25 protein-coding genes and 1 pseudogene are annotated in these 23779 nt (G+C 39.8%); 13 read left to right on the forward strand and 13 right to left on the reverse strand.

Annotation, left to right across the window (positions count from 1 at the left end):
* Positions 1-3 precede the first annotated feature (3 nt).
* On the reverse strand, positions 4-1167 hold the full coding sequence (locus tag F952_RS16335) for a nucleotide sugar dehydrogenase (protein ID WP_004930841.1): 1164 nt from the start codon (positions 1165-1167) through the stop codon (positions 4-6).
* Positions 1168-1636: 469 nt separating this feature from the next.
* Here F952_RS16335 and F952_RS16340 point away from each other — a divergent pair, with 469 nt between their 5' ends.
* From F952_RS16340 to F952_RS16360, 5 genes are all read left to right on the forward strand, one after another.
* Complete coding sequence (locus F952_RS16340) at positions 1637-2740, forward strand: polysaccharide biosynthesis/export family protein (RefSeq protein ID WP_004930843.1); 1104 nt, start codon at positions 1637-1639, stop codon at positions 2738-2740.
* Positions 2740-3168, forward strand: a complete 429-nt coding sequence (locus F952_RS16345; RefSeq protein WP_004930846.1) for a low molecular weight protein-tyrosine-phosphatase — start codon at positions 2740-2742, stop codon at positions 3166-3168. Before F952_RS16340 ends, F952_RS16345 begins: the two co-directional genes overlap by 1 nt.
* A gap of 20 nt (positions 3169-3188) precedes the next feature.
* Positions 3189-5393 (forward strand): polysaccharide biosynthesis tyrosine autokinase, encoded by a 2205-nt coding sequence (locus F952_RS16350; RefSeq protein WP_026057003.1) that lies wholly within the window; start codon positions 3189-3191, stop codon positions 5391-5393.
* 169 nt (positions 5394-5562) lie between these two features.
* The gene (locus F952_RS16355) at positions 5563-6270 is read left to right on the forward strand and encodes a BamJ family beta-barrel-assembly machinery protein (protein ID WP_004930852.1); all 708 of its coding nucleotides are present in this window, start codon (positions 5563-5565) and stop codon (positions 6268-6270) included.
* 48 nt (positions 6271-6318) lie between these two features.
* Positions 6319-7014 (forward strand): BamJ family beta-barrel-assembly machinery protein, encoded by a 696-nt coding sequence (locus F952_RS16360; protein WP_026057002.1) that lies wholly within the window; start codon positions 6319-6321, stop codon positions 7012-7014.
* Between the two features lie 179 nt (positions 7015-7193).
* Here the strand turns inward: F952_RS16360 and murJ are convergent, their stop codons facing one another.
* Together murJ and ampD are read right to left on the reverse strand one after the other, a co-directional pair.
* On the reverse strand, positions 7194-8741 hold the full coding sequence (gene murJ / locus F952_RS16365; RefSeq protein ID WP_004930858.1) for a murein biosynthesis integral membrane protein MurJ: 1548 nt from the start codon (positions 8739-8741) through the stop codon (positions 7194-7196).
* A gap of 52 nt (positions 8742-8793) precedes the next feature.
* The gene (ampD, locus tag F952_RS16370) at positions 8794-9384 is read right to left on the reverse strand and encodes a 1,6-anhydro-N-acetylmuramyl-L-alanine amidase AmpD (protein ID WP_004930861.1); all 591 of its coding nucleotides are present in this window, start codon (positions 9382-9384) and stop codon (positions 8794-8796) included.
* A 186-nt stretch (positions 9385-9570) separates the two neighbouring features.
* Here ampD and nadC point away from each other — a divergent pair, with 186 nt between their 5' ends.
* Positions 9571-10416, forward strand: a complete 846-nt coding sequence (nadC, locus tag F952_RS16375; protein ID WP_004930863.1) for a carboxylating nicotinate-nucleotide diphosphorylase — start codon at positions 9571-9573, stop codon at positions 10414-10416.
* Here the strand turns inward: nadC and F952_RS16380 are convergent.
* From F952_RS16380 to F952_RS16425, 9 genes and pseudogenes are all read right to left on the reverse strand, one after another.
* Complete coding sequence (locus tag F952_RS16380; protein ID WP_004930868.1) at positions 10413-10595, reverse strand: ABZJ_00068 family colistin stress protein; 183 nt, start codon at positions 10593-10595, stop codon at positions 10413-10415. The two genes, nadC and F952_RS16380, sit on opposite strands and share 4 nt — an antisense overlap.
* Positions 10596-10975: 380 nt before the next feature.
* Positions 10976-11859 (reverse strand): annotated as a pseudogene (locus F952_RS16830) (IS982 family transposase).
* 744 nt (positions 11860-12603) lie between these two features.
* Entirely contained in the window at positions 12604-13050 is a 447-nt protein-coding gene (locus F952_RS16395) for a hypothetical protein (protein WP_004930874.1), read from the reverse strand.
* A 6-nt stretch (positions 13051-13056) separates the two neighbouring features.
* A complete protein-coding gene (locus F952_RS16400) occupies positions 13057-13689 on the reverse strand; it encodes a hypothetical protein (protein ID WP_004930875.1) in 633 nt (210 codons plus the stop codon).
* 1 nt (position 13690) lies between these two features.
* Positions 13691-14239: a PAAR domain-containing protein gene (locus tag F952_RS16405; protein ID WP_004930880.1), complete on the reverse strand. Its 549-nt coding sequence runs from the start codon at positions 14237-14239 to the stop codon at positions 13691-13693.
* Positions 14232-14675, reverse strand: a complete 444-nt coding sequence (locus tag F952_RS16410; RefSeq protein WP_004930883.1) for a PAAR domain-containing protein — start codon at positions 14673-14675, stop codon at positions 14232-14234. Before F952_RS16410 ends, F952_RS16405 begins: the two co-directional genes overlap by 8 nt.
* Before the next feature lie 235 nt (positions 14676-14910).
* Complete coding sequence (gene rph, locus F952_RS16415; protein WP_004930887.1) at positions 14911-15627, reverse strand: ribonuclease PH; 717 nt, start codon at positions 15625-15627, stop codon at positions 14911-14913.
* 106 nt (positions 15628-15733) lie between these two features.
* Positions 15734-16885, reverse strand: a complete 1152-nt coding sequence (locus tag F952_RS16420; protein ID WP_004930890.1) for a fatty acid desaturase family protein — start codon at positions 16883-16885, stop codon at positions 15734-15736.
* Between the two features lie 34 nt (positions 16886-16919).
* A complete protein-coding gene (locus F952_RS16425; RefSeq protein WP_004930891.1) occupies positions 16920-17942 on the reverse strand; it encodes a ferredoxin reductase in 1023 nt (340 codons plus the stop codon).
* A 191-nt stretch (positions 17943-18133) separates the two neighbouring features.
* On the opposite strand from F952_RS16425, the gene F952_RS16430 reads away from it, so the two are divergent.
* A complete protein-coding gene (locus F952_RS16430) occupies positions 18134-18769 on the forward strand; it encodes a TetR family transcriptional regulator (RefSeq protein ID WP_004930896.1) in 636 nt (211 codons plus the stop codon).
* A gap of 129 nt (positions 18770-18898) precedes the next feature.
* On the forward strand, positions 18899-19537 hold the full coding sequence (locus F952_RS16435; protein ID WP_004930900.1) for a TetR/AcrR family transcriptional regulator: 639 nt from the start codon (positions 18899-18901) through the stop codon (positions 19535-19537).
* Positions 19538-19621: 84 nt separating this feature from the next.
* Here the strand turns inward: F952_RS16435 and F952_RS16440 are convergent, their stop codons facing one another.
* Positions 19622-20242: a thiol:disulfide interchange protein DsbA/DsbL gene (locus F952_RS16440; RefSeq protein WP_004930904.1), complete on the reverse strand. Its 621-nt coding sequence runs from the start codon at positions 20240-20242 to the stop codon at positions 19622-19624.
* A 178-nt stretch (positions 20243-20420) separates the two neighbouring features.
* Between F952_RS16440 and ubiG the strand changes: the two genes are divergently transcribed.
* The 5 genes from ubiG to F952_RS16465 all read left to right on the forward strand — a co-directional run bounded on the left by ubiG (position 20421) and on the right by F952_RS16465 (position 23773).
* Positions 20421-21137, forward strand: a complete 717-nt coding sequence (gene ubiG / locus F952_RS16445) for a bifunctional 2-polyprenyl-6-hydroxyphenol methylase/3-demethylubiquinol 3-O-methyltransferase UbiG (protein WP_004930907.1) — start codon at positions 20421-20423, stop codon at positions 21135-21137.
* Positions 21131-21841: an HAD family hydrolase gene (locus F952_RS16450; RefSeq protein WP_171056892.1), complete on the forward strand. Its 711-nt coding sequence runs from the start codon at positions 21131-21133 to the stop codon at positions 21839-21841. The genes ubiG and F952_RS16450 overlap by 7 nt, the downstream gene beginning before the upstream one ends.
* 30 nt (positions 21842-21871) lie before the next feature.
* Positions 21872-22618, forward strand: a complete 747-nt coding sequence (locus F952_RS16455) for a YciK family oxidoreductase (protein WP_004930912.1) — start codon at positions 21872-21874, stop codon at positions 22616-22618.
* A gap of 290 nt (positions 22619-22908) precedes the next feature.
* Positions 22909-23295, forward strand: coding sequence for an RcnB family protein (locus F952_RS16460; protein WP_004930916.1), 387 nt, complete (start codon positions 22909-22911; stop codon positions 23293-23295).
* A 175-nt stretch (positions 23296-23470) separates the two neighbouring features.
* A complete protein-coding gene (locus tag F952_RS16465; RefSeq protein WP_004930917.1) occupies positions 23471-23773 on the forward strand; it encodes an RcnB family protein in 303 nt (100 codons plus the stop codon).
* Positions 23774-23779 lie beyond the last annotated feature (6 nt).

Consider the following 23779-nt stretch of genomic DNA (forward strand, 5'->3'; position numbering starts at 1 on the left):
GAATTAATTGTCACCAAACAGATCACGTGTAAAAACTTTCTCAAGTACATCATCTAAATCAGATACAATTCGGTTTGCAATAATGATATCGCTTTGTTGTTTGAACTCTACTAAGTCATTTACGACGTCTGAGCCAAAGAAAGAGGATTCTTGAAGCACGGGTTCATATACCACTACACGAATACCCTTTGCTTTAAGGCGCTTCATAATGCCTTGTATCGCAGACTGTCTAAAATTATCACTGCCCGCTTTCATCACCAGTCGGTAAATGCCTACTGTTTCAGGTGCTTTCTTGACAATTTGCTCTGCAATAAAATCTTTACGTGTCGTATTGGATTGAATAATTGCAGAAATCAGGGTTTGTGGTACATCCTGATAATTTGCAAGTAACTGCTTGGTATCTTTTGGAAGGCAATAACCACCATAGCCAAAAGATGGATTGTTGTAATGTGTACCTATACGCGGGTCTTTACCTACAGCGCTAATGATATCTTTACTGTTTAACCCTCGTGAAGCGCAATAGGTATCTAGCTCATTAAAATATGCAACTCGCATAGCCAAATACGTATTTGAAAATAATTTAACCGCTTCTGCTTCAGTAGCATCCATTAAAAGTACATCGACGTCTTCTTTTAAACTGCCCGCTTTAAAAAGTGCACCTATCTTTTGGCCTATTTCGGATGTATCACCCACCACAATGCGTGAGGGATAAAGATTATCTAACAGTGCTTTTCCTTCACGTAAAAACTCGGGTGAAAATACAATCTTTAAACTTGGATATTGCAGTTGCATTTTTTGAGTAAAACCCACAGGAATTGTAGATTTAATGACAATAATTGCCTGACTGCTTTGGTTACTTAGGTCACTCAAAACCTGTTCAATCGAACTTGTGTCAAAGTAATTGGTTTGCTCATCATAATTGGTCGGGGTTGCAATAATAATGACTTCGGCATTGGCATAAGCAACTGTTGAATCAAGTGTTGCTTGAAAATTAATCTCTTTTTGTAAATACTGACTAATTTCAGTATCGTGTATGGGAGAAGTTTTATGATTGAGCAAGTCTACACGAGCTGGATCGATATCCAATGCAATCACCTGATGCTGCTGTGCAAACAACATAGCATTGGACAAACCTACATAGCCTGTACCTACAATTGTAATATTCACACACTTTCCCTCAAAAACTTTCATATAAAAAATTTATAAAATAAAACTTTAACACGATATCTAAATGACAAAATTAAGAGACATGGTTCGAGATGATGTAGCCATCCAGCAAAGCATGATTTTTCCAGATACACATTTAAGAGGCTCTATAAGCACCCATTTCAAGCCTGCGAATTGTTAGCAAATGATGGGGCATTTCTCTATAAAGCATATTTGAAAAAAGCATGTTCTATCAAAATTGGTCTAATACTACTTCGATTTGATTTCAGTTCAAATGGTTGGTATCAGATAAATACAATTTATTTTTTACATTCATTTAATTTAACCGCTTTTTAAGTAAATAATACAAAACCCGTCACAGAGAGAATTTTTTTAAATTTCTTTTTCGGTACAATGCATGTAATTTGAGGTATTCTTAGCTTCGATTGAAGCTATAATTTTATTTATAAATAAACATCAAGGGTCGCGCGTGAAGCTTTACCAATCATTGATTATTCTAAGTTTGAGTTTGGGCTCTTTTGGATGTGCCGTTACATCTGGTCTACAGTCCTACGATGTCCCAGATCAAGGTCGCTATGAGACCAATCTCGGTGCTGTTTTAAATGTTGTAAAGCTTACGCCAGAAACTGTTCAAGCTTTTTCGCTTGATCATGCAGTAGTGCAGCAAAATTATGCTGCCCTGTTTAAAGATCAACGTGTCGCTTATCGCCTGACCAATGGCGATGTGCTCTCGATTCAGTTATGGGCATATCCAGAAATCACTCCTCCATTAGGCAATAATGTAAGTAATGATCTTTCTGCTCAGTCAATAGGTTATCCGATTGACTCTTCAGGCTATATTCAGTTTCCACTGATTGGTCGCTACAAGGCAGAAGGTAAAACACTAGAACAAGTCAACCGTGAGTTGCCACAGCTTCTCAAACGTTATTTAAAAAATCCAGACCTTACGGCACGTGTGATTTCTTATGAGGGTAAACCGTACTCTGTACAAGGTAACGTGACCAAAGGCGGTGTTTTTTATCTTAGAGACCAACCGATTAGTGTTTATACGGCTTTGGGGCTGGCAGGCGGTGTCACAGAGCTTGGCGATAATACTTCTGTTCGACTCATACGTAACGGTGTGACATATAACTTAAACACCATTGAGCTTGAAAAAGCGGGTTATTCACTGCATAAGTTACTGTTACAGCCAGACGATACCCTGTATGTCAATGCCCGTGAAAACCAGAAAATTTATGTGATGGGTGAAGCACAAAAGAATCAGGCTCTACCGATGCGTGATCAAGGTATGACCTTGAGTGACGTACTGGGTGAAAGTTTAGGTATCAACCCAACTTCTGCAAGCGCTAGCAGAGTCTATGTGCTTAGAACCAACCCCAAAGATCACACCAGTGAATTGTTTCATCTCAACCTGATGAGCCTTGGTGACTTTAGCCTTGCCAATCAATTTCAGATGAAAAGTAATGATATTGTATATGTCGATGCGACAGGCCTGACTCGCTGGCAGCGTGTGGTCAATCAGATTATTCCATTTTCAAATGCCTTATATAATCTTGACCGTCTAGGACAGTGATGCAAATCAAACATATTTTAGTGGTATGCATTGGTAATATTTGCCGTAGCCCAATGGCCGAATACTTGCTTAAAGCACAATACCCTGAGCTTCACATTGAGTCTGCTGGCATTGCAGCTATGGTCGGTCATGGCGCGGATGACAAGGCAAAGCAATGTATGCAACGTATCCATCTCGATATGAGTACGCATATTGCAAAAAAGCTGGAAGCCACGCATATTAAGCAGGCAGATCTGATCTTGGTCATGAGTCAAAATCAGCAAAAGCATATTGAGGCAACTTGGCCATTTGCCAAAGGAAAAACATTTCGTTTAGGCCATTGGCAACATAAAAATGTGCCAGACCCTTATCAGCATGATCAGGCTTTTTTTGATGACACCTTTCAGCTTATCCAGCAATGTATAGCCGACTGGAAAAAGTACATTTAACGTAATTATAGATAATGACGATGAACCAGACGACAAATAATGAAGATACAATAGATTTACGTGAGTTGTTTTTTTCACTGATTGTGCAGTGGAAACTTATCTTACTTTGCGTATTACTTAGCATAGTTTTAGCGTTACTTTATTTACGTGTTACATCCGATACTTACTCTGTCGATGCTCTCGTGCAAGTTGAAAGTCCTAAAGGCGGTGCTTCAGCAGCACTGTTAGGTCAAGAACTTTCTAACGTTATGGATACGTCTGGACTAGGCCAACAGCTTGCGCAAGCAGAAATTGAGATATTGAGATCACGCTTGGTTGTAGGTACAACCATCGAGAAATTAAATCTGGATATCACTGTTCAACCTAAAAATGACTCCGTGATTCAACGATTAATTTCAAGCTCAGATTTTAGCACTCAATATTCTTCACGTGGCGTACTGGTAGAAAATGATTCAGATCATTTCGATATTCAACAATTTACTGTACCTGAAAAATATTTGAACAGCTCACTGCTATTAAATATATCAGAGAACAAGCAGATTACCCTGACAGATCTTGATAAAGAAGAAGTGGTTTTTAAAGGGCAGTTAAATCAAAACAATATCTTATCTACCCGTGATGGTCTCTGGAAAGTTACTATTTTTGGTAATCCTTTAGAAGAAGAATATATTGTTACCAAACAAGCACTTCCAACAGCAGTAAATAGCCTCCTAGATAACTTTTCTGCCGCCGAACGTGGCAAACAAACAGGTGTCATTGGGCTTAGCTATCAAGGTCATGATAAGACTCAAATTACCAGTGTACTGAATGTTATTTTGCAAACCTATAAGCAGCAAAATATTGAACGTAGCTCTGCAGAAAAAGAGCAAACGCTAAAATTTCTAGACAAACAGCTTCCAGAGCTCAAAAAAGAACTCGATCAGGCCGAGCGTCAATTTAACGTATTTCGTCAGCAGTATAATACAGTCGATGTGAGTAAAGAATCTGAGCTTTATTTAACTCAGAGTGTCACACTCGAAACACAGAAAGCAGAATTACAGCAAAAGCAAGCTGAACTCAGTGCCAAATATACGCCTGAGCATCCAGCCATGCAGGAAATCAATGCGCAACTTGGTGCAATTAATAGTAAGATTAATGAGTTAAATGGCACACTTAAACGACTTCCAGACGTACAACGCCAGTATTTACAGCTTTATCGTGATGTCGAAGTCAAAACACAGCTCTATACTGCTTTACTCAATACCTACCAAACCCTAAACGTTGCCAAAGCAGGTGAAATTGGCAATGTACGCATTGTCGATACAGCGATTGAACCTGTAAAACCAATTAAACCGAAAAAATTGATTATTTTAATCTTATCAATTTTCGTAGGTGGCTTTATTGGGGTCATGGCGGCACTGTTACGTAAGATGTTGCGTACAGGTATTAAAGATGCATCTCAAATTGAAAATGAGCTCGATTTTCCTGTATATGCAACTGTTCCACGCTCACCTATTCAGGAAAGCCGCATTAAACTGCTGAAGAAGAAGAAAAATATTCCTATTCTTGCCATCAAAAACAGTGATGATATTGCGATTGAGAGCTTGCGTAGTATGCGTACAGCGATTCACTTTGCACTGGCAAATGCCAAAAATAATGTCATTATGATTGCAGGCCCTGCACCAGAAGTGGGTAAGTCTTTTATTTCGACCAATCTTGCTGCGATATTGGCACAAAATAACAAACGTGTATTGCTTATCGATGCAGATATGCGCCGTGGTTATTTGCATAAATACTTTAATACAGAAATCAAACCCGGCCTTTCCGAGTATTTGACCGATCAGGCAAGTCTGGAAGACGTTACACATCATTCGGAAGTGTCTGGGCTCGATATGATCACACGGGGTAAAAGCCCAGCCAATCCTTCAGAAATTCTGAGCTCAGCACAGTTTCAAGCAATGCTTGAGCGCCTGATGCCGCTTTATGATCATATTCTGATTGATACGCCGCCAGTACTTGCAGTGACCGATGGTATTATTATCTCTCAATATTCAGGTGTTAATCTGATTGTTGCACGTCATGCCAAAACGCATATGAAGGAACTTGAGCTGACGGTTAACCGTTTTGAACAGGCAGGTGTCAAAATCAATGGCTTTATCCTGAATGACATTCAGGCCAGTGCAAGTTATGGCTACGGTTATGGCTATAACTATGCTTATGGTTATAAAGCCAGTAAAGACGATTAATTAGCGATCAAAGCCAGATTTTAGAATCTGGCTTTTTATTGCCAAAAGCAACGCAAAATATAAAAAAATCCACTCGTTTTTTTCTGCAAACATTATATGCTTTGCAGATGCGTGCTAAGATCACATGCATGAACAACATGATCAAATAAACATCTTTTTGGAACCTTGTATGAGTAAAGCCTTACCCATTGCTGTCGCTGTAATTTTAGGCGGTGCTGCACTTATCCCTGTTTATTACGCCTCTCAGCATCCTGCGACAGATGTAGGTAGCAAGGCAGATAAAAATGCGACTCCAGTACAAAAAATCAGTTATGCACTGGGCTACGAAGTAGCAAACCAGACGCCTGCCGAGCTCGATGTTAATACATTTGTGCAAGGTATTCGTGATGGTCATGCACATGCTCCTGCCGCTTATACCGAAGAACAGTTACAAGCAGCTTATAAAGAATATCAGCAGGAAATGCAGAAAAAACAGCTTGATCAAACTCATCAGTCTGCCTCAAGCAGCAACAATTTTCTTGCAGAAAATGCCAAAAAAGAAGGCGTTAAAACCACTGCTTCTGGTTTGCAGTACAAAATTATTACCGAAGGTACAGGTAAACGTCCAAGCGCTTCATCTGTGGTAAAGGTCAATTATAAAGGTCAATTGACTGATGGTAAGGTATTTGACAGCTCTTACGAGCGTGGTCAACCTGTCGAGTTCCCATTAAATCAAGTGATTCCAGGCTGGACTGAAGGCTTACAGCTTCTCAAGGAAGGTGGTAAAGCGACCTTGTATATCCCAGCCAAACTGGGCTATGGTGAGCAAGGTGTTCCTGGCATGATCCCACCAAACAGTACTTTAATTTTTGATGTAGAACTGTTAGAAGTGAAATAGTGAAAAAGGAGAGTGCGATACTCTCCTTATTTTTTTGGAAATATCATGATGAAAAAAATAGGTTTGGCTCTGATCGCCTCAAGTATGACAGTGACTGCTTTTGCCGCATCGATTGGTGCATCGAGTCCACAAAAAGATCAACTGGGCTATAGCTATGGTTACGTTATGGGACGTACCAATGCAGATACATTAAAGGATCTGAATGTAGATGCTTTTGTTCAGGGCCTTAAAGAAGGTGCTCAAGGCAAGGATTCAGCTTTGAGCGATGAGGCCATGGCTAAAGTTCTAAGCCAGTATAAAAAGCAGGTCGAAGCCAAACAGCTCTATGCATTTCAGCAATTGGCACAAGATAACCTCAAACGTGGTGAAGCTTTTCTTGCAGAAAATGCCAAGAAATCGGGTGTGATTAGCACTAAATCGGGTTTGCAGTATCAAGTACTCAGTGCAGGGAAAGGTAAATCACCGAAAGCCAGTTCTCGCGTAAAAGTAAATTACGAGGGGCGTTTACTGGACGGTACAGTCTTTGACAGCTCAATTGCCCGTAATCATCCTGTCGAGTTTCAGCTCAGCCAAGTGATTCCAGGCTGGACCGAAGGCTTGCAACTGATGAAAGAAGGTGAAAAAGCGCGTCTGTTTATTCCAGCCAAACTTGCGTATGGTGAAGTCGGTAGCGGTGATGCGATTGGACCAAATAGTACGCTGATTTTTGATATCGAATTACTGGAAATTCTTCCATCCAAATAATAAAAAACGCTGTCATGATGACAGCGTTTTTTATTCATGCACGATATTGCGCTACTGCATAAATAAAGCGTTGCTTTTGTTATCTACGCGCTTCGCTTGTCTTGCGGCATAAATAAAGCGTTGCTTTTGTTATCTACGCGCTTCGCTTGTCTTGCGGCATAAATAAAGCGTTGCTTTATTTATGCCTCATGTTTTAAGTGGCGTGGGCGAAAGCCTGCTGCAAATAATGCAATACCATATGCAGCAACACCAATAACACAAAATGCAATCACTTCAATAATGCGCATCCACTGTGAAGACTGTCCATCGTACCAGTGTAATGCAGCCCATAGCGCTGCAATCATGGCAAGATTGGCTATCGCATATTGAATTGCCAGTTTCTTCCAATGTGCGCCAAAACGAAAAATATTTCGCTTATGCAAATAAAAATAGAGTAAACCCGCATTCACCAAAGCAGAGCCAGAAGATGACAGCGCTAAAGCCATGTGCTCCGCTTGCCAATCGATCAGTTTAAAGAAACCAATAAATATCACGTTTAACAGAGCATTGGCAGCAACTGCGATCAGCCCGACACGCACTGGAGTCTTGGTATCCTGCTGGGCATAAAAACCAGGCGCAAAAACCTTAATCAGCATAAATGCAATCACACCCGCGCTCATACATTGCAGTGCAAGCGCAGTCATTCTGGTATCTTCCCAAGTAAACTCGCCACGCTGAAATAAAGCCTGAATAATTGGGGTCGACAACATAAACAGCGCAATACTCGCAGGTAAACCCACCAAGACAATGACACGCGCTGCCCAATCCAGCATACCACGGAATTTTTCCTGATCTTGCTCTGCATGACGCATAGACAATGAAGGTAAAATCACGGTACCAATCGCCACCCCAATCAAGCCTAAGGGTAATTCGGTCATACGTTCTGCACTGTATAGCCACGAAACTGAGCCATCCTGCATAAACGAGGCCCAAATGGTATTTAGCAAGAGATTAATCTGGGTTACCGATACACCAAACAATGCTGGTAGCATCAGCTTCATAATGCGTTCTACGCCTTCATGCTTAAAATCGACCTTGGGTGGAATCAACAGTTTTTTACGCCACAATTCTGGAATCTGAATCGCAAGCTGTAAGATCCCCGCACCTAGTACGGCCCACCCCAAAGCCATAATCGGCTGTTGCATATACGGTGTGAGCCACCATGCGCCCGCAATCATGGCCACATTGAGCAGTACAGGTGAAAATGCAGGAGAGGCAAAAGAGCCGTAACTATTGAGAATACTGCTGGCAAATGCAGTCAGCGACATAAACATGAGGTACGGAATAGTCAGGCGAAACATCCCGACGGCCAGATCAAACTTTTCAGGATCGTTATGAAAACCTGGTGCATAGGCGTAAATAATGACAGGTGCAATAATCATGGCAATCAGGGTGAGCAGGCTCATCACCATGAGCAAGCATCCAAATACCCGACTAATCAGAATCTGGACTTCTGCATGTGCACGTCCCGATTTATATTCGGTGAGCACAGGAATAAATGCTTGGGAAAATGCCCCTTCGGCAAACAGTCGCCTAAAAAAGTTAGGAATCCGAAACGCCACTACAAATGTATCGAAGTCCTTCCCTGCCCCAAAAACATTGAGTAAGACCATATCGCGGACCAAACCCAATACTCGAGATAACATCGTCATTGCACTGACAATAAACGTCGATCGCCACAATGCCATCGTCTCTACCTACGGCTAAACACAAAGTCGATATTGTAATGAAAGTTGCAGATTATTTCGTTGCGAAATCATGTCCAAATTCAGTTTTTTTTGAGTCGAGCAGTCGGCGGAAATAACGCCAGTCAAAAAATGGGCCTGGATCAGTTTTACGCACAGGTGCGATATCAGAATGGCCTGCCAGATGCTGCATAATTTTCGGATAGGTGTGTTGCAGTAGCTGCGTCACTTCGCTCAAGCGTTCATACTGAATATCTTCAAAAGGCAGATCGTCACTTCCTTCAAGTTCAATACCAATCGAGTAGTCGTTACATTCGACCTGCCCAAGATATTGCGAACGCCCAGCATGCCATGCACGATCCTGAAAATTGACAAACTGGATAACTTCACCCGAGCGTAAAATCAATAAATGTGCCGACACCTGCATGCCCTGTATCGTTTCAAAATACGGATGCAAGCGCCAATCTAACTGATTTTGGAAAAACTGTTGAATATAACCACCACCAAACTGCGACGGTGGCAAACTAATGTTATGCACCACGATCAGGCAAATTTCGGTATTTTCAGGACGCTGATTATAATTTGGCGATGACAATTGCTGAGCCCCAATCAGCACGCCATCCTTAACCTGAAAATGTGATTTCATGATGCTTGATTCCCTCATTGACGACTGTGGCCTGTGTACATTGACATGTAAGTGTAGTCCACACATATCATTTGAACAGCAGCATTGCATCTGCTTTTGTGGATTATTGTGCCAATAATACTTATTTTTTAAAACGACAATGCTAATATATCGCTCAATTTTCTGGATTACATCTTGGACGTAATTATGAGCATCCCTCAATCCCTGCTTGAGCAATCGATTCAAATCAATATCCAACAGGCATTACAGGAAGATATTGGTGATGGTGACATTACTGCGATGCTGACACCAGAAGATGAACAGGCCACCGCAACCATTATTACACGTGAAAACATGATATTGGCTGGTCGTCCGTGGGTAGATGCCTTGATTACCCGTTACGATGCCTCGGTTCAAATTGAATGGCTGAAACAGGAAGGTGAACAGGTTGCTGCTGGTGAAGCGTTTTTAAAGCTCGCAGGTTCGGCACGTAGTTTATTGACGGTTGAACGTCCTGCACTCAATTTTGTTCAAACATTATCTGCGGTTGCAACCAAAGCTGCATTTTATGTACAGCAACTTGAAGGATTACACACCAAGCTGCTCGATACCCGTAAAACCTTACCTGGTTTGCGTATTGCACAAAAATATGCGGTCGCACTGGGAGGTGGTCAAAATCACCGTTTAGGTTTATTTGATGCATTTTTGATTAAAGAAAATCATATTATGGCGGCTGGCGGTATTGCTCAAGCCATTGAAAAAGCCCATCAGATCGCACCTGGCAAACCTGTGGAAGTCGAGGTTGAAACCTGGGATGAACTTGACCAAGCTTTACAGGCAGGCGCCGATATTGTGATGCTGGATAACTTTAGTCAGCAGCAAATGATTGAGGCCGTAAAATATGTGGCAGGTCGTTGTAAACTCGAAGCCTCAGGCAATATCACACTGGATAATTTACGCGAAGTTGCCAGCACTGGTGTTGATTATATTTCGATGGGTGTACTCACCAAAGATGTGACCGCGATTGATCTGTCGATGCGTTTTAATGCTTAACCCTCCTCACGGTTTGTTTGAGTTAAATTAAGATGAGTCTGATCTTTTGATGTATTTTTGGCTGTTTGGGTGGTTTTTTGCCATGCCGAAACAGCCTGATCCTGCTGGGTATGACGTGGATCGGCAGCCATAACGCTAAAGGTGATCACAGCGCAAATAATAATAAAAACCTGAAGCATAGCTTCCTCTATCTGATGCATTTCAATGATTTAACACCTTAGTTGGCAAAAGTGACAAACTTGCGCAGGTTGTGTGTGTGCTTCAATGCAAAAGGTTATGGTTTGTGAAACAATTTGCAATATTGTAACAGGATGACCGTGAATATCCGTTATCAAACGAAATAAGGCATGTTGAACATATCAGTTTCTACAAGGTGTATGGCGCTAATTGATCAACTCCCCAAATCTATAGGACTTACACTTATACACTGTATTTGTAGGCAGTTTTCTATTGTTCAGTGACTTCAAAATAACTATCTGTTTCTTTTTAATCTGGTCAAGTGTGCTGTTATGCATATTTAGAACAGCAGTGAGATTTTTATTTATTACCCGAATCCTGCTTAAGCGGATATTCCTATAATACGAATCATCGACTTGTTTTGATGACATATTTGATAAGCACATAAAGATGTATAAATACTAGCTAAATAACCTGCAACACTTCTCGCTCAGTTGTCAATAGATTGTAAGTTCCTTTCAGTAAGCTGAATAACGTTTCTATTTTATTGCGCTGTTTCAGATGATATTTATCTATGTTTGATAACTGTATAGATTTCATGTTTTTGAGGTGATAAGTAACTAAATCAATGCTTTGTAATTTTAATCTACTTTTTAACTCCTCTTGCGCCATATATGGCTTATATAGCCATGATCAGCATTCAGTTTGGCAGTCATTCCTTTGACCAATTTTTCAACCATTTTGATGTCTGCTGTATATCTATTCGATAAAACTGTACGAACAATATCTCCTGAATGATTCATGAGCACATGCAGCTTACAGGCAAGGAACCAACGCATGGAGCTTTTTCCTTGTGTTGAAATGGCTGCTAACGATTGATTCCGTTGTATTCGCTAGTTTTTTACAGACAACTCATGTCGTAGAACCGATCCATAAACAAGAACTTTGCTGATTTTTCATCAAAGCAAAATGCAAGACATCTAAAGCCAGTTGATGCATATTGATCAGATGAATCATGCATTGATAATAAGGAAGCTGTTTAAACAAATAGTTTTTGTCCAGTTTTAATGAGGTAAATAAGGCTTTGGACTTATTGAAATGAGAGCACTTGTATCAAACAGCAATAAATATAATTTCAGAAATACTGAGCTGAGCAGCTCGATGTCTTAAGTGTTGAAAGTTCTGTTTTATAAATTTCCAGTAAATTAATTTAAATTTTAGAAAGAAATCATCAATGACACAGAATAATTGGATAATATCGAACATAAGGAATAGAGCTGTAAGTTTGGTGTAGTCACTCAATTGATGGCTCTAATCTTTCTCTTTTTCAAATCAATTACTTATCCGCGATTCGAGTTAATCATTTTATTTACGTTATAAAGGTAGATTATTTAATTAATAGATTTTTGAATAAAAATTTCATCATCTTTCTTTGAGTAGATTATATCTTTATCCTTTATACAGAAATTAAATGTTTGTAGCACTACACCAGGCTCATTATTTAAACCTTCTCTTGAAATAGAGAGATAGTAAGGATGATTTCTTTCCAAACCATATTTGCTATATTTAGTTAAAATAATTTCAGATGTTTTTTCAACAAATTTTTCTAAAATTTTTTATACTCAATACTTCCTTGTTTTCTCTCAATTAAACTTCTTATGTGGTAATCATGAACTAAAATTTCATTATTTTTAAAAACAAAGTAAATATTAGAATTTCTAGTATAGATACTCAATTCTTTACTATTTTTTTAAATACAAGACTATAAATAATATGTAAATTATAGAAATAACAGCTACAATACTAATAATTCTATAACCTAAAAAATCTTTTTTCATTATTATTTCCATCCCAAAGAGGAGTCAATAGGTAAAAACTTAGCTATGACTTAGTTTTTATCAAAATTTGCATAAGGCGTATTATTTTAATTTTATTAATAATTTCAAATAGTTATTAAGATTATTTCTAAATAAAAATCTCAAATCTTAATATTCCTAATCAAAGCCTAATTTAATGGCACTTGTTTATAAAGTCACTATCTTTTTCCCTACTACCCTGTACGAGAACAAAATCTTTTTTTATACAGAAGCCGAGTGATTTTAATTTTTTACTAGAGTTTTTATTATCCTCTTGAAACATAGTATAGAAATAAGCATGATTTTCTTTAATACCATAATTTGATATATCTCTTATAAAAACTTCATTAACTTCTTGATAGTATTCTTTTTCCAAAATTGTTTTGTACTCAAATATTTTATTGATATTTGATTGATTAGTTTCCTCATAGTCCTTTATTGCATAATCTTTAACAAATATCTTATTAGGAAATTTAATCAATAGATTATTATTAACAAGGCTAATAGTAAATTTTTCATTCTCATTCCTAATGAAAAAAGAAATAATATAAATTAAAAAAAATCCTATAATGATATATCCAACTATTTTTTTTTCTTTCATGTTCATCTACTTAATCACTTCGCTTATTTTTTCTTCATAAATTGCCAGTGTGGTATCTAAATTACTTTTATCTATATTAGATATGTTTTTTTTGCTAATTACATGAATATTATTGGTTTTTAATGCCCAGTAGTCTGCAAAAATTTCTGCTTGGGACTCTAAATTATAATTAACAAACTTTTTGGTATTCTTATATTTTACATAATCAGCTACAGTATCTGCACCATGAATATTATATTTATATGGATCTTTAAAAATAGTACATGCTTGTGCTATCCCAGCATTTATAAGTACATTGTTTTTTCTTTGATGTTGCCAAACATGCCCCATTTCATGAATAAATAGATGCTTATAGCTTAGACTAGCAGTACTATAATCTAATAGAAAATGCTTAGTTGGAATGAAAATATGTCCATTAGGAGTAACAAAAGTATCTTCATTTTGTAAATCCAATGGAAAAAAGCTTCCCTCTATAATAGTAACTCTAGAATAATCAATACTATTTTTATAAACTAATCTGCATAGTTCAATTTCCCCCAGTGTTAATAAACGTGTTCTTAGCTTTAACTTAGCTAAACTATCATTTTTATTATTCGTGATTATTTTATCTAAATTATTTTCAATAATATTTAATCCCATTTTACTCTTCTCCTTCTAAATCAGAAAAATACTTAATATTTTCTTTGAAAAAAATTTCAAATTCAGTTACTTGTGATTGTTTTTTAGTCTCAAATCTTAATGTTTTTCCATTAGAGTCCAGTGTTCCTTCAATAACATTTCCATCAACTTTAAGCCTATACGCTAATCCTAAGAATAAATCTGAAAAACTGTTATTAACTTCAACTTGTATTTGCTCATCAAATATCCCTTTTTGAGAGTCTAGTAAATTCTGACTAAAGTTTGTAGATCCATTATAGTAACTACCACTATCTCCAACCACATGACTCTGCTGAGGCTGAATCGTTGCACCACAAGTTAGCTTATCGCCAGCATAAGCCACAGGCTTACCATCCATGATGACATGATCATGACTTTTAATGACTGTAGACCAACACTTACATTTAGGGCAAAAGTGGCCATCTCCAGCACGTACAAATAAATTTCCTTGTTGTGAACCTCTCACTTGGGTTGAAGGAATAATTCCACCGTGATTGGTTGGTGCATTGTGAATTGCAAAGCCTTTAGCCATGATCAGTTCCTTCAGGAATTAAAAATCCTTCAGGTAATGTTTCACCTTTAAAAATATTAATTGCAACTGTACGGTTTGGACTATCGATAATTTCATCACCGTTATCCAATTGACTCCCGACCAATGCAGCAGAAAGTCCTTCAACAATACAGACTTTTCCTGCACCTGAAATAATCTTGGCAATTGTGCCGTCCGCATAGATCACGTCATCGCCAATACGAGCAATTGATAGATCTCCAATTTTCCCTTGTGTCGCACTGGCTTTAACAAGACCACCTTGTTTAGTTTTAGATCCATTGACAGCGAGGTAATACATTGCTTTAGGGCGGTGTTGAAAATAGAGCTGTTCTGCCTTCAAAGTTTGCTCAATATCTTCTTGAGACATCTGTTGTAATTGTTCGATGGGTAATTCATGTAAAAAAATTGGACTTGTCATATATGAGTTCATATCTCATTTTATTGTTTAAACATCAATCATAACAAACTTTTGAAGTTTGGTAAAAAATATAGATCTAATCATTACATTCAGTTAATAGGCTTTTTATTTATAATAGTATTAGATTTATTTATAATAGTATTAGAGATGCTAATATTTCTACAATAATTATTTGTCCAGTCACTATAAAAATAAAAAAACGCATCCAAAGATGCGTTTTGATTTTAAAAGAACCTTACCAGCCCAATGCTTGCTGTTGTTTCTTAATGAGTTCCTGAATGCCTTTTTCAGCCACTTCAAGCATGGCATTGGCTTGGGTACGGGTAAACGGTTTTTCTTCCGCAGTACCCTGAATTTCAATAAACTCACCCGCCTGAGTCATCACGACATTTAAATCTGTCTGGCAGTTTGAATCTTCTTCATAGCAAAGATCAAGTAGCACTTCATCCTGATAGATTCCGACTGAAATTGCAGCCACCAGACCTTTAAGTGGATCCTGCTTAATTTTTTTCTTTTCTAATAGCACATTCATGGCATCAATCAGCGCAACTGCCGCGCCTGTAATTGCTGCGGTGCGTGTACCACCATCTGCCTGAATCACATCACAGTCAATGGTAATCGTATTTTCACCGAGTTTTTTCAAATCGACCATGGCACGCAAGCTACGGCCAATCAAACGTTGAATCTCTTGTGTACGACCAGTTTGCTTGCCACGTGCGGCTTCACGGTCGCTACGCGTATGGGTTGAACGCGGTAACATGCCATATTCAGCAGTCACCCAGCCTTGTCCCTGACCTTTTAAAAAGCGTGGTACAGAATTGTCAATGCTTGCGGTACATAACACCTTGGTATGACCAAATTCGACCAAAACCGAACCTTCTGCATAACGGGTGTAATTTCTCGTAATTTTTACATCACGTAATTGATCAAGTGCTCGTTGGTCAAGACGCATAAACCATCCTTTCATTGCCGCTAAATAAGATTGCAGCATAGTATAACAAATGACTCCAATAAAATTGGGCCGAATTCGGCCCAATTCTGTGCTTTTTACAAAAGCCTTATTTGCTCAAGCTGAAGATCGTTTTCATTTTTTGAATCTTACTTGAAACCTGATCTGTATATCCATTTGGCAACGAGCATTTTGCCAAACGAACCCAGACACTCCAGAACTGTTTAACGAAATTGGCTTCGTTATAATTCACCCCATACTCCTCACAGAGTGCCTTGATTTTAGGTGCAACTTCGGCATAACGGTTGGCTGGCATATCTGGAAATAAATGATGCTCGATTTGATGGCTTAAGTTACCACTTAAAATATGCAGCCATTCCGTGCCACTGAAATTACTTGAGCCACGAATCTGACGTAGGTACCACTGTGCACGTGTTTCGGTGGCCGTATTGTCTTCCTCAAAAGTTTCCGCATCTTCGGTAAAATGACCATTAAAAATCACGGCAGAAGCCCACAAACTGCGAATTACATTTGCAACAGCGTTACCTAAAAATACAGGAACAGCATTAGGCCCTGCAATGAGCGGAAAGAACACATAGTCTTTACCCACCTGACGCACTAATTTTTTACGGAATTTAGTCGAATCCGACCATACTTGTTTCCAGGTTTTAGTTTTATAAACCAGAGCATCTTCAAGGTGCAGATTCTGTACCCCAACATACCATTCAAATAACACCATCAACTGTATTCCCAAAGGAATATTAAATAAGAAACGAGGCTCCCATTTTTGCTGTTCGCTCACGCGCAGTAAGCCATATCCTACATCATGATCCTTGCCTACAATATTGGTATACGTGTGATGCACATAGTTGTGGGTATGTTTCCAGTCATCACCCGTTGCAATGGTGTCCCAGTCATAATTGGCACCATTGAGGCTTGGGTCATTGAGCCAGTCAAACTGACCATGCATGACGTTATGCCCAAGCTCCATGTTTTCTACAATTTTGGATAGTCCAAGTAAACCTGTTCCAGCTAACCAGACGGGTGGAATCCAGCCACCAAACATCAACATGCCGCGTGATGCAATTTCACTATAACGGACAAAATTACGAATTTTATAGATATATTTAGCATCGGCTTCGCCTAGATTTTCCATCACTTCACGGCGAATCTCTTCAACGCGACGACCAAATGCTTCAACCTGCTCTGGGTTGAGATATTGTGACTTACTATTTTCAGGGAATTTGACAGACATATTCATTATTTTTCTCCGAATCTGATGGATTCTTACGGTCTTAAAGGTTGATCACGACAGGACTAATGGCCTGACTTACACAAAGTTTGATTTGGGTATTATTGCCATGATCAATTTCACCCGTGAGAATATTTTTAGTCGAACCACTCACTTTGGTACAGGTGCAGGTGTTGCATATGCCCATACGGCAACCATGAGATGGACGTAAACCTGCCTGTTCCGCACTTTCCAGTAAATTGGTTCTGGCTTCAAACTCTTGCTGTGAACGCAGGAAAGTGATGGGTTGTGCTTCCTGACTATCATCTACCAATGGTTGAAAAAACTCCATATGTAAACGATCAATGGCATTGAGTTGATTAAAAATGTCTTTTGCCGCCTGCATCATGCCAGATGCGCCGCATATATAAGTCTGTTTACGCTCAAGGTCTTCTATATGCTCTTTAAGCAATGATAAGGTGAGATGCTGCGACTGTTGCAAAGTGTTGATATGTAAATATCGAATATGACTATGCTGCTGTATCATCTCTTGTAACTGATCATGAAATGCATCATCACGGGTAAAATACATCACGGTAATGTGTGATAGTTGCTGTTTGATCGCTTGTTGTAGCAAAGCATAGATGGCCGTTATTCCGCTTCCAGATGCAATCAGGACAATGCCATCTGCTTTAGGTTCAAGATAAAAGCCACCTTGTGGTTGTGAAATCTCGATAATGTCACCCACTGCAAGCTGACTAAACGCACGAGATACACGACCCTGCACTTTAACACCCAGCTGGATCACACCATTTGCATCGATTTGCATCACCGAATAACTACGCTGATGCATTACCCCCTGAATAGGAACAGTCACCAAGACGCTTTGCCCTGCTTTAAAATGCGGCGCTTTAAAATGGTGATTTGGTAATAGACGAATTTGATAAAAATCGGAAGCCACAGCCGTGATGGAGACCACCTGTGCTTTGGCTTTTTTCCATGTCCACATTGGATTAACTTTTTCCAATATGAAATCAACAAAATCTTCACGTACCCATTGCGGCTGATAACTGGCTAACATGTTCATACGTTCCTCGTTGTATCTGGCTATTTATATGAGTGAACAAATGTGCTTTTAGTGAACACTTGTACACATTATTCCTTTTTTATAATTCAGTCAACAGGTGTTCACTCATTTTTTGATTTATTCTTTTTAACTTTTGTGAAAGGCAGTAAGTTTTTGGTAGACTCTTGACAGGTTTTTAATAGGTCATGTGCATGTCGATACGGGATGAACGTAAACAGCAGAGCCGCCAGGCTTTACTTGATGCAGCATTGCAACTGAGTACAGGAGGTCGTTCATTTAGCAGTATCAGTCTGCGCGAAGTTGCACGTGAAGTAGGATTGGTGCCCACTGCGTTCTATCGGCACTTTCAAGATATGGATGCATTGGGCCAAGAGCTGGTTGATCAGGTCGCACTTCATATCAAAAGCCTGATTCATCAGCTTGGACAAAGCTATTTACAGCAAGTCAGCACGCATCCAGATAGCAGTATCGAGCTGTTTTTTCAGGCCATTAATCATAGTCCACTCGAATGGCAATTTATGATTGCAGAGCGTTGGGGTGGATCTGCTGCGGTGCGTCAGGCGATTGCACGCGAAATTGAAGATTTGATTGAAGATCTAGCCACCGATTTGCGCAAGCTACCGATGTTTGAACATATTCAGGATTCACAGGATCTGAAAGTTCTCTCTACCATTTTAATTAATCTTTCTTTTACTTGGGCCATGACTTGGCTCAGCCTTGCAAGCCAGTATCAGGATGCGGCACTATCGCAACACCAGCAACAGTTTGTTGAAAATGCCAATACTCAAATCCGTTTGATGTTTCGTGGCGTGGCAAACTGGGGATAAGCTGGTTTTTTTGTTGAAGACCATGTGTTGTACATGATATAGAGTAAAGTGATATTAATTAAAGCAATAGACAATCTCGCCAAAAGCAAATGGATGCTCGCGTGTGATCAAACAGTGATAGGAAGACTCATGAATCCAGATCGCCATCAACAATTTCTAATCCGCAAAGAACGCATCCTGAGTGTCGCTGAAAGGCTGTTACTGGAAAACAATCAGGAAATTACGCTAGATGAGCTTGTCGCAGAGCTCGACATTGCGAAAGGAACGCTCTATAAACATTTCAAGAGTAAAAATGAGCTGCTACTCGAACTGGTGATTCAGAATGAACGACGCTTGCTGGAAATTTCACAGAAGCACCATCATGATTTCAAGGAATATGCACCGATTTATATGTTGCATCATTTACTGGCACCTGCACGAACCATCTTGCTGCACCAGCTTGAAGAAAATTTGACCATGACCGAATCGAAGCTCAATCATCTGTTTGAAGCACTTTATGAAATTCGTCAGGAACGTATTCTGGCCATTAAGGACATTACCGAAGCCTATTTAAAATCGGTCAACTATGATATGTCGATTCGTGACTATCTGTCTTACATCTGGTCACTGACCTATGGTGCTGCGCTGCTGCTGAACTCAAGTTATTATCAACGTTCGATTGGCTCAAGACAAAAACTGATCAACCTATATGTCAATCAGGCACTGTCCTTGCCTGCGCAGTCGATCAATCTGGATGCCTTTGAAATCGATCTGAAAGATCTTTCGTAACGCTCGCCTCTAAATCACAGTCAATAAAAAAGGTTTCTACATCATAGAAACCTTTTTTATGCATTCAGAAAAAATTCTGCATGGTTATTTCTTGGCAGTACGTTCTTTCTGGATCAGATAATTAACCACTTGTGTCACTTTACCATCTTCACCCTGAACCACATATTTACCATTCACCACTATCGCAGGCACACCTGTCAATTGATATTGCTGTGCCAGTTTATTCGATTCTGCAATTTTGGATGTGATTGGGAAAGAGTTGAACATGCTATTAAATTTTTGTTCAGGTACACCATAATTCACATAGAATTTTGCCAAAGACGCCTGATCAAAAAGTTGCTGGTTTTGTGCATGGATCGCATGGAACAATGGCAAATGCGTTTTTTGACGTACACCCAATGCTTCAGAGACATAGTAAGCACGTGCGCCCTGCTCCCATACTTTATTCATTGCCGCTGGCGTACGAATAAAATTAACATCTTTAGGTAACTGCTTTAACCAAGTCTGCATAAACGGTTCAAGCTTATAACAATGCGGACAACCATACCAAAAAAACTCACGCACTTCGATTTTACCAGGTACATCTACTTTGCCTGGATTGGCAATCACCGTGTAATCTTTACCTGCTACAAAGTCGGCAGCCATGGTGGTGCCCGAAAATGCCATAATCGCTGCTGAAAGTCCGCCCAATACAAATTTTTTCATTGTCCGTGTTATCCTCTAAACCGTTATGCTGAGTGTATGCGTTAAATATAAAACAAATATTCAAATTTCGTTTCGTTATGTGAAGATTTTTTCTGAATTTATCGCTTTTTCTGGAATTACCGCTACACTAAACAGCAAATTAAACGCATTAAAATCATCTAAATTTGAGGCCATACCCATGTCACAACTGAATGTTGATCCACAGGAAATCGCAAAATTTGAAGCACTTGCAGCCAAATGGTGGGATCAGCATTCTGAATTTCGCCCACTTCACCAAATTAATCCTTTACGTTTAAACTGGATTGATGAACATGCAGGTGGCCTTGCGGGCAAGAAAGTACTGGATGTCGGTTGTGGTGGCGGGATTTTGGCTGAAAGTATGGCACGTCGCGGTGCAGATGTACTCGGAATCGATATGGGTGAGGCACCGCTGAATGTAGCACGTTTACATGCAGAGCAAGAACAAGTCGCAAATATCGAATATCGTCAGATTCCAGTTGAAGAACTTGCTCAAGAGCAAGCAGGCCAATATGACATTGTGACCTGTATGGAAATGATGGAGCATGTTCCAGATCCTGCATCAATCATCAAAGCCTGTCAGACTCTGGTCAAACCAGGTGGGCATGTGTTTTTCTCGACCATTAACCGTAACCCAAAATCTTACCTATTTGCGATCATTGGTGCCGAATACGTTCTGCGTTTACTGCCAAAAGGAACTCACGATTACCACAAATTTATTCGCCCGTCAGAGATGGCACACGATATTCGTGAAGCAGGTCTTAAGCTTAAAGATATGACGGGTTTGCACTACAATCCATTGACCAAACACTATTGGCTGGCGCCAAATGTCGATGTCAATTACATGGTGCATACCCTCAAAGAAGGTCAATCATGAAAGCAGTTTTATTTGACCTTGATGGAACCTTAATTGATACGGCTGCGGACTTTATTCGCATCATTCAAGAAATGTGTCGTGAAGAACAGCGCGAAGTGGTTGATGCCGATCTGATTCGTACACAGGTATCCGAAGGTGCACGTGCGATGGTCAAGCTGGTGTATCCTGAACTGGCTGTCGATGATGCGGTATTTCTGACGCATCGTCAGCGCTTTTTAGACAGATATGAACAGAATATCGTGGTGGATACCGACCTGTTTAAAGGGATGTATCCTTTACTTGAAATGCTCGAATCCCAACAAATTCCTTGGGGCATTGTCACCAACAAACCACGTCATTTGACTGAGTTGCTACTAGAACGCCTGAACCTGACCGAGCGCTGTGCGGTGCTGGTCTGCCCTGAAGATGTGCAAAGAACCAAACCAGACCCTGAACCGATGTTTCTGGCAGCAACCCAACTGCACATCGCACCTGAGCAGATCATTTACGTCGGCGATCATCCAAGAGATATCGACGCCGGTCGTGCCGCACACATGTACACCATTTTGGCTGCTTACGGTTATTTACCCCTGCAACATAAAGACAACCTGAATGCATGGCAGGCTGACGTGATTGTTCAGCATGTTACCGAGTTACAGAAAATTTTGTCTCAACAGCTACACATTACGCCATTAAATCAGGATACTATGCTACAAACATCATAATAATGACTCGATTTTAAAGGAGGTTTTCCAATGAAATATTCAGAATATCAACCTCGTACCGACTTATTAAAAGGCCGTATTATTTTAATTACAGGTGCAGGCGATGGAATTGGACGAGCAGCAGCCATGAGCTATGCGCTACACGGTGCGACTGTTGTTCTGCATGGAAGAACCTTAAATAAACTTGAAGTCATCTATGATGAAATCGAAAGCTTGGGTGCACCGCAGCCTGCGATCTTACCTTTACAGCTTTCCAGTGCATCGGACCGTGACTATGAGCTGCTCTTCAATACACTGGAAGATCAGTTTGGGCGTCTGGACGGAATTTTGCACAATGCAGGTATCTTGGGTGAACGTGTGCCCCTAGCGCATTACCCAGCCGATGTCTGGGATGATGTGATGGCTGTTAACCTGCGTGCGCCTTTTGTGCTGACTCAGGCGCTGCTACCGTTACTTGAAAGGTCAGATAATGCCTCGGTTGTATTTGCAAGTTCTGGTGTAGGACGTGAAGCACGTGCCTTATGGGGTGCATATTCGGTGTCCAAGGTGGCCATTGAGGCAGTGAGCAAAATTTTTGCCAGTGAGCATGTCTATCCGAACATTCGCTTTAACTGCATTAATCCGGGTGCAACACGCACAGCCATGCGTGCCAAGGCTTATCCAGAAGAAGATCCTCTGACTTTACCAACAACTGAGTCGATTATGCCAGCCTATCTTTATCTAATGGGTGAAGATAGTTTGCATCTGAATGGCCAAAGTATTGATGCACAGGATTAAAACTTTAAGCCGGTATAAGGCATCCTGCGGGATGCTTTTTTGCATGAGACCTTCATACTTTTGACGATCGTTTTTTAAAACCGAACAAAAGTCGAGACGATCTGAACAGTATGTTTTAATCTGTTACATAATACATTTTGATATAAGAATGGCTAAATTATTAAAAAATAGCTAAAAGAATATATCTCCATATTTTTAATTGAATTATTGAATGATCTTCACAGTTTCTCTGCATTTTTTTTGTACAGTAAAACAATGAAAGAGAAAATATGTGTCGACGAGGATGCTTCATGAAAAAGGTTCTGACAGGCTTGGCATTATCTTTTGTGACGTTAATGAGCACTGTCACTTTGGCTGCACCACCTTTTGACCATGGGCCAGGTATGGGTGGACCAGGTCGAGATCGTGGTTCGGCTGGATTTGATCGCAGTAACGACGATATGATCCGTTCAGAACGTCGAATGCGTCAGGAACAAGGCGTACAGCGCTTAAAGCAACACAAATGGCAAACGGGCTATATTATGCCGCAGCATTATCGCGGTGATGCCTATAAAGCGGATTATCGTGATTATAATCTGCCAAGACCAGGGCGTGGTCAACAGTGGTACAAGATTAATAATGATTTTATTCTGGTCAATTCAGACAGCAACGACATTATACGTATTCTGAATTTTTAAGCTGAGTCAGTGACATGTTTAGCCCGATTAAAATATCGGGCTTTTTTATATGTCAAGTGAGCCTACATCTTTTGTTCACTAACTTCACAATTTGATAACTCACCTCCATTATATATCTTAAGTTATTCATTACATTGGTTTTATCAAAGATAGATATGATATAAACGAGGCAAAAATGCGTAAACTAGCAACAGCAATTATTTTAGCAACATCAGGCATCATCGCGACATCTGCAATGGCGGCGCCACACGACAATCATGATCGTTCCCCTCAGAAAGTAGTTCATCAGGACAAAAAACAAAACTGGCGTCCAGGCCAGGCTGTACCTAAACAGTATAATTCGGCACGTTACAAAGTTGATCATCGCGACCACAAACGCCTTCACAAGCCAGGCCCAGGTCAGCACTGGATTAAAGCCAACGGTCATTATGTCTTGATCAATGATCATAATCACAAAATTATTAAAGTGATTAACTAAATCCAT

The organism is Acinetobacter baylyi DSM 14961 = CIP 107474, assembly GCF_000368685.1.
Classification (GTDB): domain Bacteria; phylum Pseudomonadota; class Gammaproteobacteria; order Pseudomonadales; family Moraxellaceae; genus Acinetobacter; species Acinetobacter baylyi.

Excerpts from the sequence above, each read along its gene's own strand:
- rph (WP_004930887.1), bottom strand. The coding sequence starts at position 15,627 with ATGCGTCTTGACCAACGAGCACTTGATCAATTACGTGATGTAAAAATT.
- F952_RS16460 (WP_004930916.1), top strand. The coding sequence starts at position 22,909 with ATGAAAAAGGTTCTGACAGGCTTGGCATTATCTTTTGTGACGTTAATG.
- nadC (WP_004930863.1), top strand. The coding sequence starts at position 9,571 with ATGAGCATCCCTCAATCCCTGCTTGAGCAATCGATTCAAATCAATATC.
- F952_RS16420 (WP_004930890.1), bottom strand. The coding sequence starts at position 16,885 with ATGAATATGTCTGTCAAATTCCCTGAAAATAGTAAGTCACAATATCTC.
- F952_RS16345 (WP_004930846.1), top strand. The coding sequence starts at position 2,740 with ATGCAAATCAAACATATTTTAGTGGTATGCATTGGTAATATTTGCCGT.
- F952_RS16440 (WP_004930904.1), bottom strand. The coding sequence starts at position 20,242 with ATGAAAAAATTTGTATTGGGCGGACTTTCAGCAGCGATTATGGCATTT.
- F952_RS16395 (WP_004930874.1), bottom strand. The coding sequence starts at position 13,050 with ATGAAAGAAAAAAAAATAGTTGGATATATCATTATAGGATTTTTTTTA.
- F952_RS16405 (WP_004930880.1), bottom strand. The coding sequence starts at position 14,239 with ATGGCTAAAGGCTTTGCAATTCACAATGCACCAACCAATCACGGTGGA.
- F952_RS16350 (WP_026057003.1), top strand. The coding sequence starts at position 3,189 with ATGAACCAGACGACAAATAATGAAGATACAATAGATTTACGTGAGTTG.
- F952_RS16465 (WP_004930917.1), top strand. The coding sequence starts at position 23,471 with ATGCGTAAACTAGCAACAGCAATTATTTTAGCAACATCAGGCATCATC.
- F952_RS16455 (WP_004930912.1), top strand. The coding sequence starts at position 21,872 with ATGAAATATTCAGAATATCAACCTCGTACCGACTTATTAAAAGGCCGT.
- F952_RS16360 (WP_026057002.1), top strand. The coding sequence starts at position 6,319 with ATGAAAAAAATAGGTTTGGCTCTGATCGCCTCAAGTATGACAGTGACT.
- murJ (WP_004930858.1), bottom strand. The coding sequence starts at position 8,741 with ATGGCATTGTGGCGATCGACGTTTATTGTCAGTGCAATGACGATGTTA.
- F952_RS16400 (WP_004930875.1), bottom strand. The coding sequence starts at position 13,689 with ATGGGATTAAATATTATTGAAAATAATTTAGATAAAATAATCACGAAT.
- F952_RS16355 (WP_004930852.1), top strand. The coding sequence starts at position 5,563 with ATGAGTAAAGCCTTACCCATTGCTGTCGCTGTAATTTTAGGCGGTGCT.
- F952_RS16435 (WP_004930900.1), top strand. The coding sequence starts at position 18,899 with ATGAATCCAGATCGCCATCAACAATTTCTAATCCGCAAAGAACGCATC.
- F952_RS16380 (WP_004930868.1), bottom strand. The coding sequence starts at position 10,595 with ATGCTTCAGGTTTTTATTATTATTTGCGCTGTGATCACCTTTAGCGTT.
- F952_RS16410 (WP_004930883.1), bottom strand. The coding sequence starts at position 14,675 with ATGACAAGTCCAATTTTTTTACATGAATTACCCATCGAACAATTACAA.
- ampD (WP_004930861.1), bottom strand. The coding sequence starts at position 9,384 with ATGAAATCACATTTTCAGGTTAAGGATGGCGTGCTGATTGGGGCTCAG.
- F952_RS16425 (WP_004930891.1), bottom strand. The coding sequence starts at position 17,942 with ATGAACATGTTAGCCAGTTATCAGCCGCAATGGGTACGTGAAGATTTT.
- F952_RS16430 (WP_004930896.1), top strand. The coding sequence starts at position 18,134 with ATGTCGATACGGGATGAACGTAAACAGCAGAGCCGCCAGGCTTTACTT.
- ubiG (WP_004930907.1), top strand. The coding sequence starts at position 20,421 with ATGTCACAACTGAATGTTGATCCACAGGAAATCGCAAAATTTGAAGCA.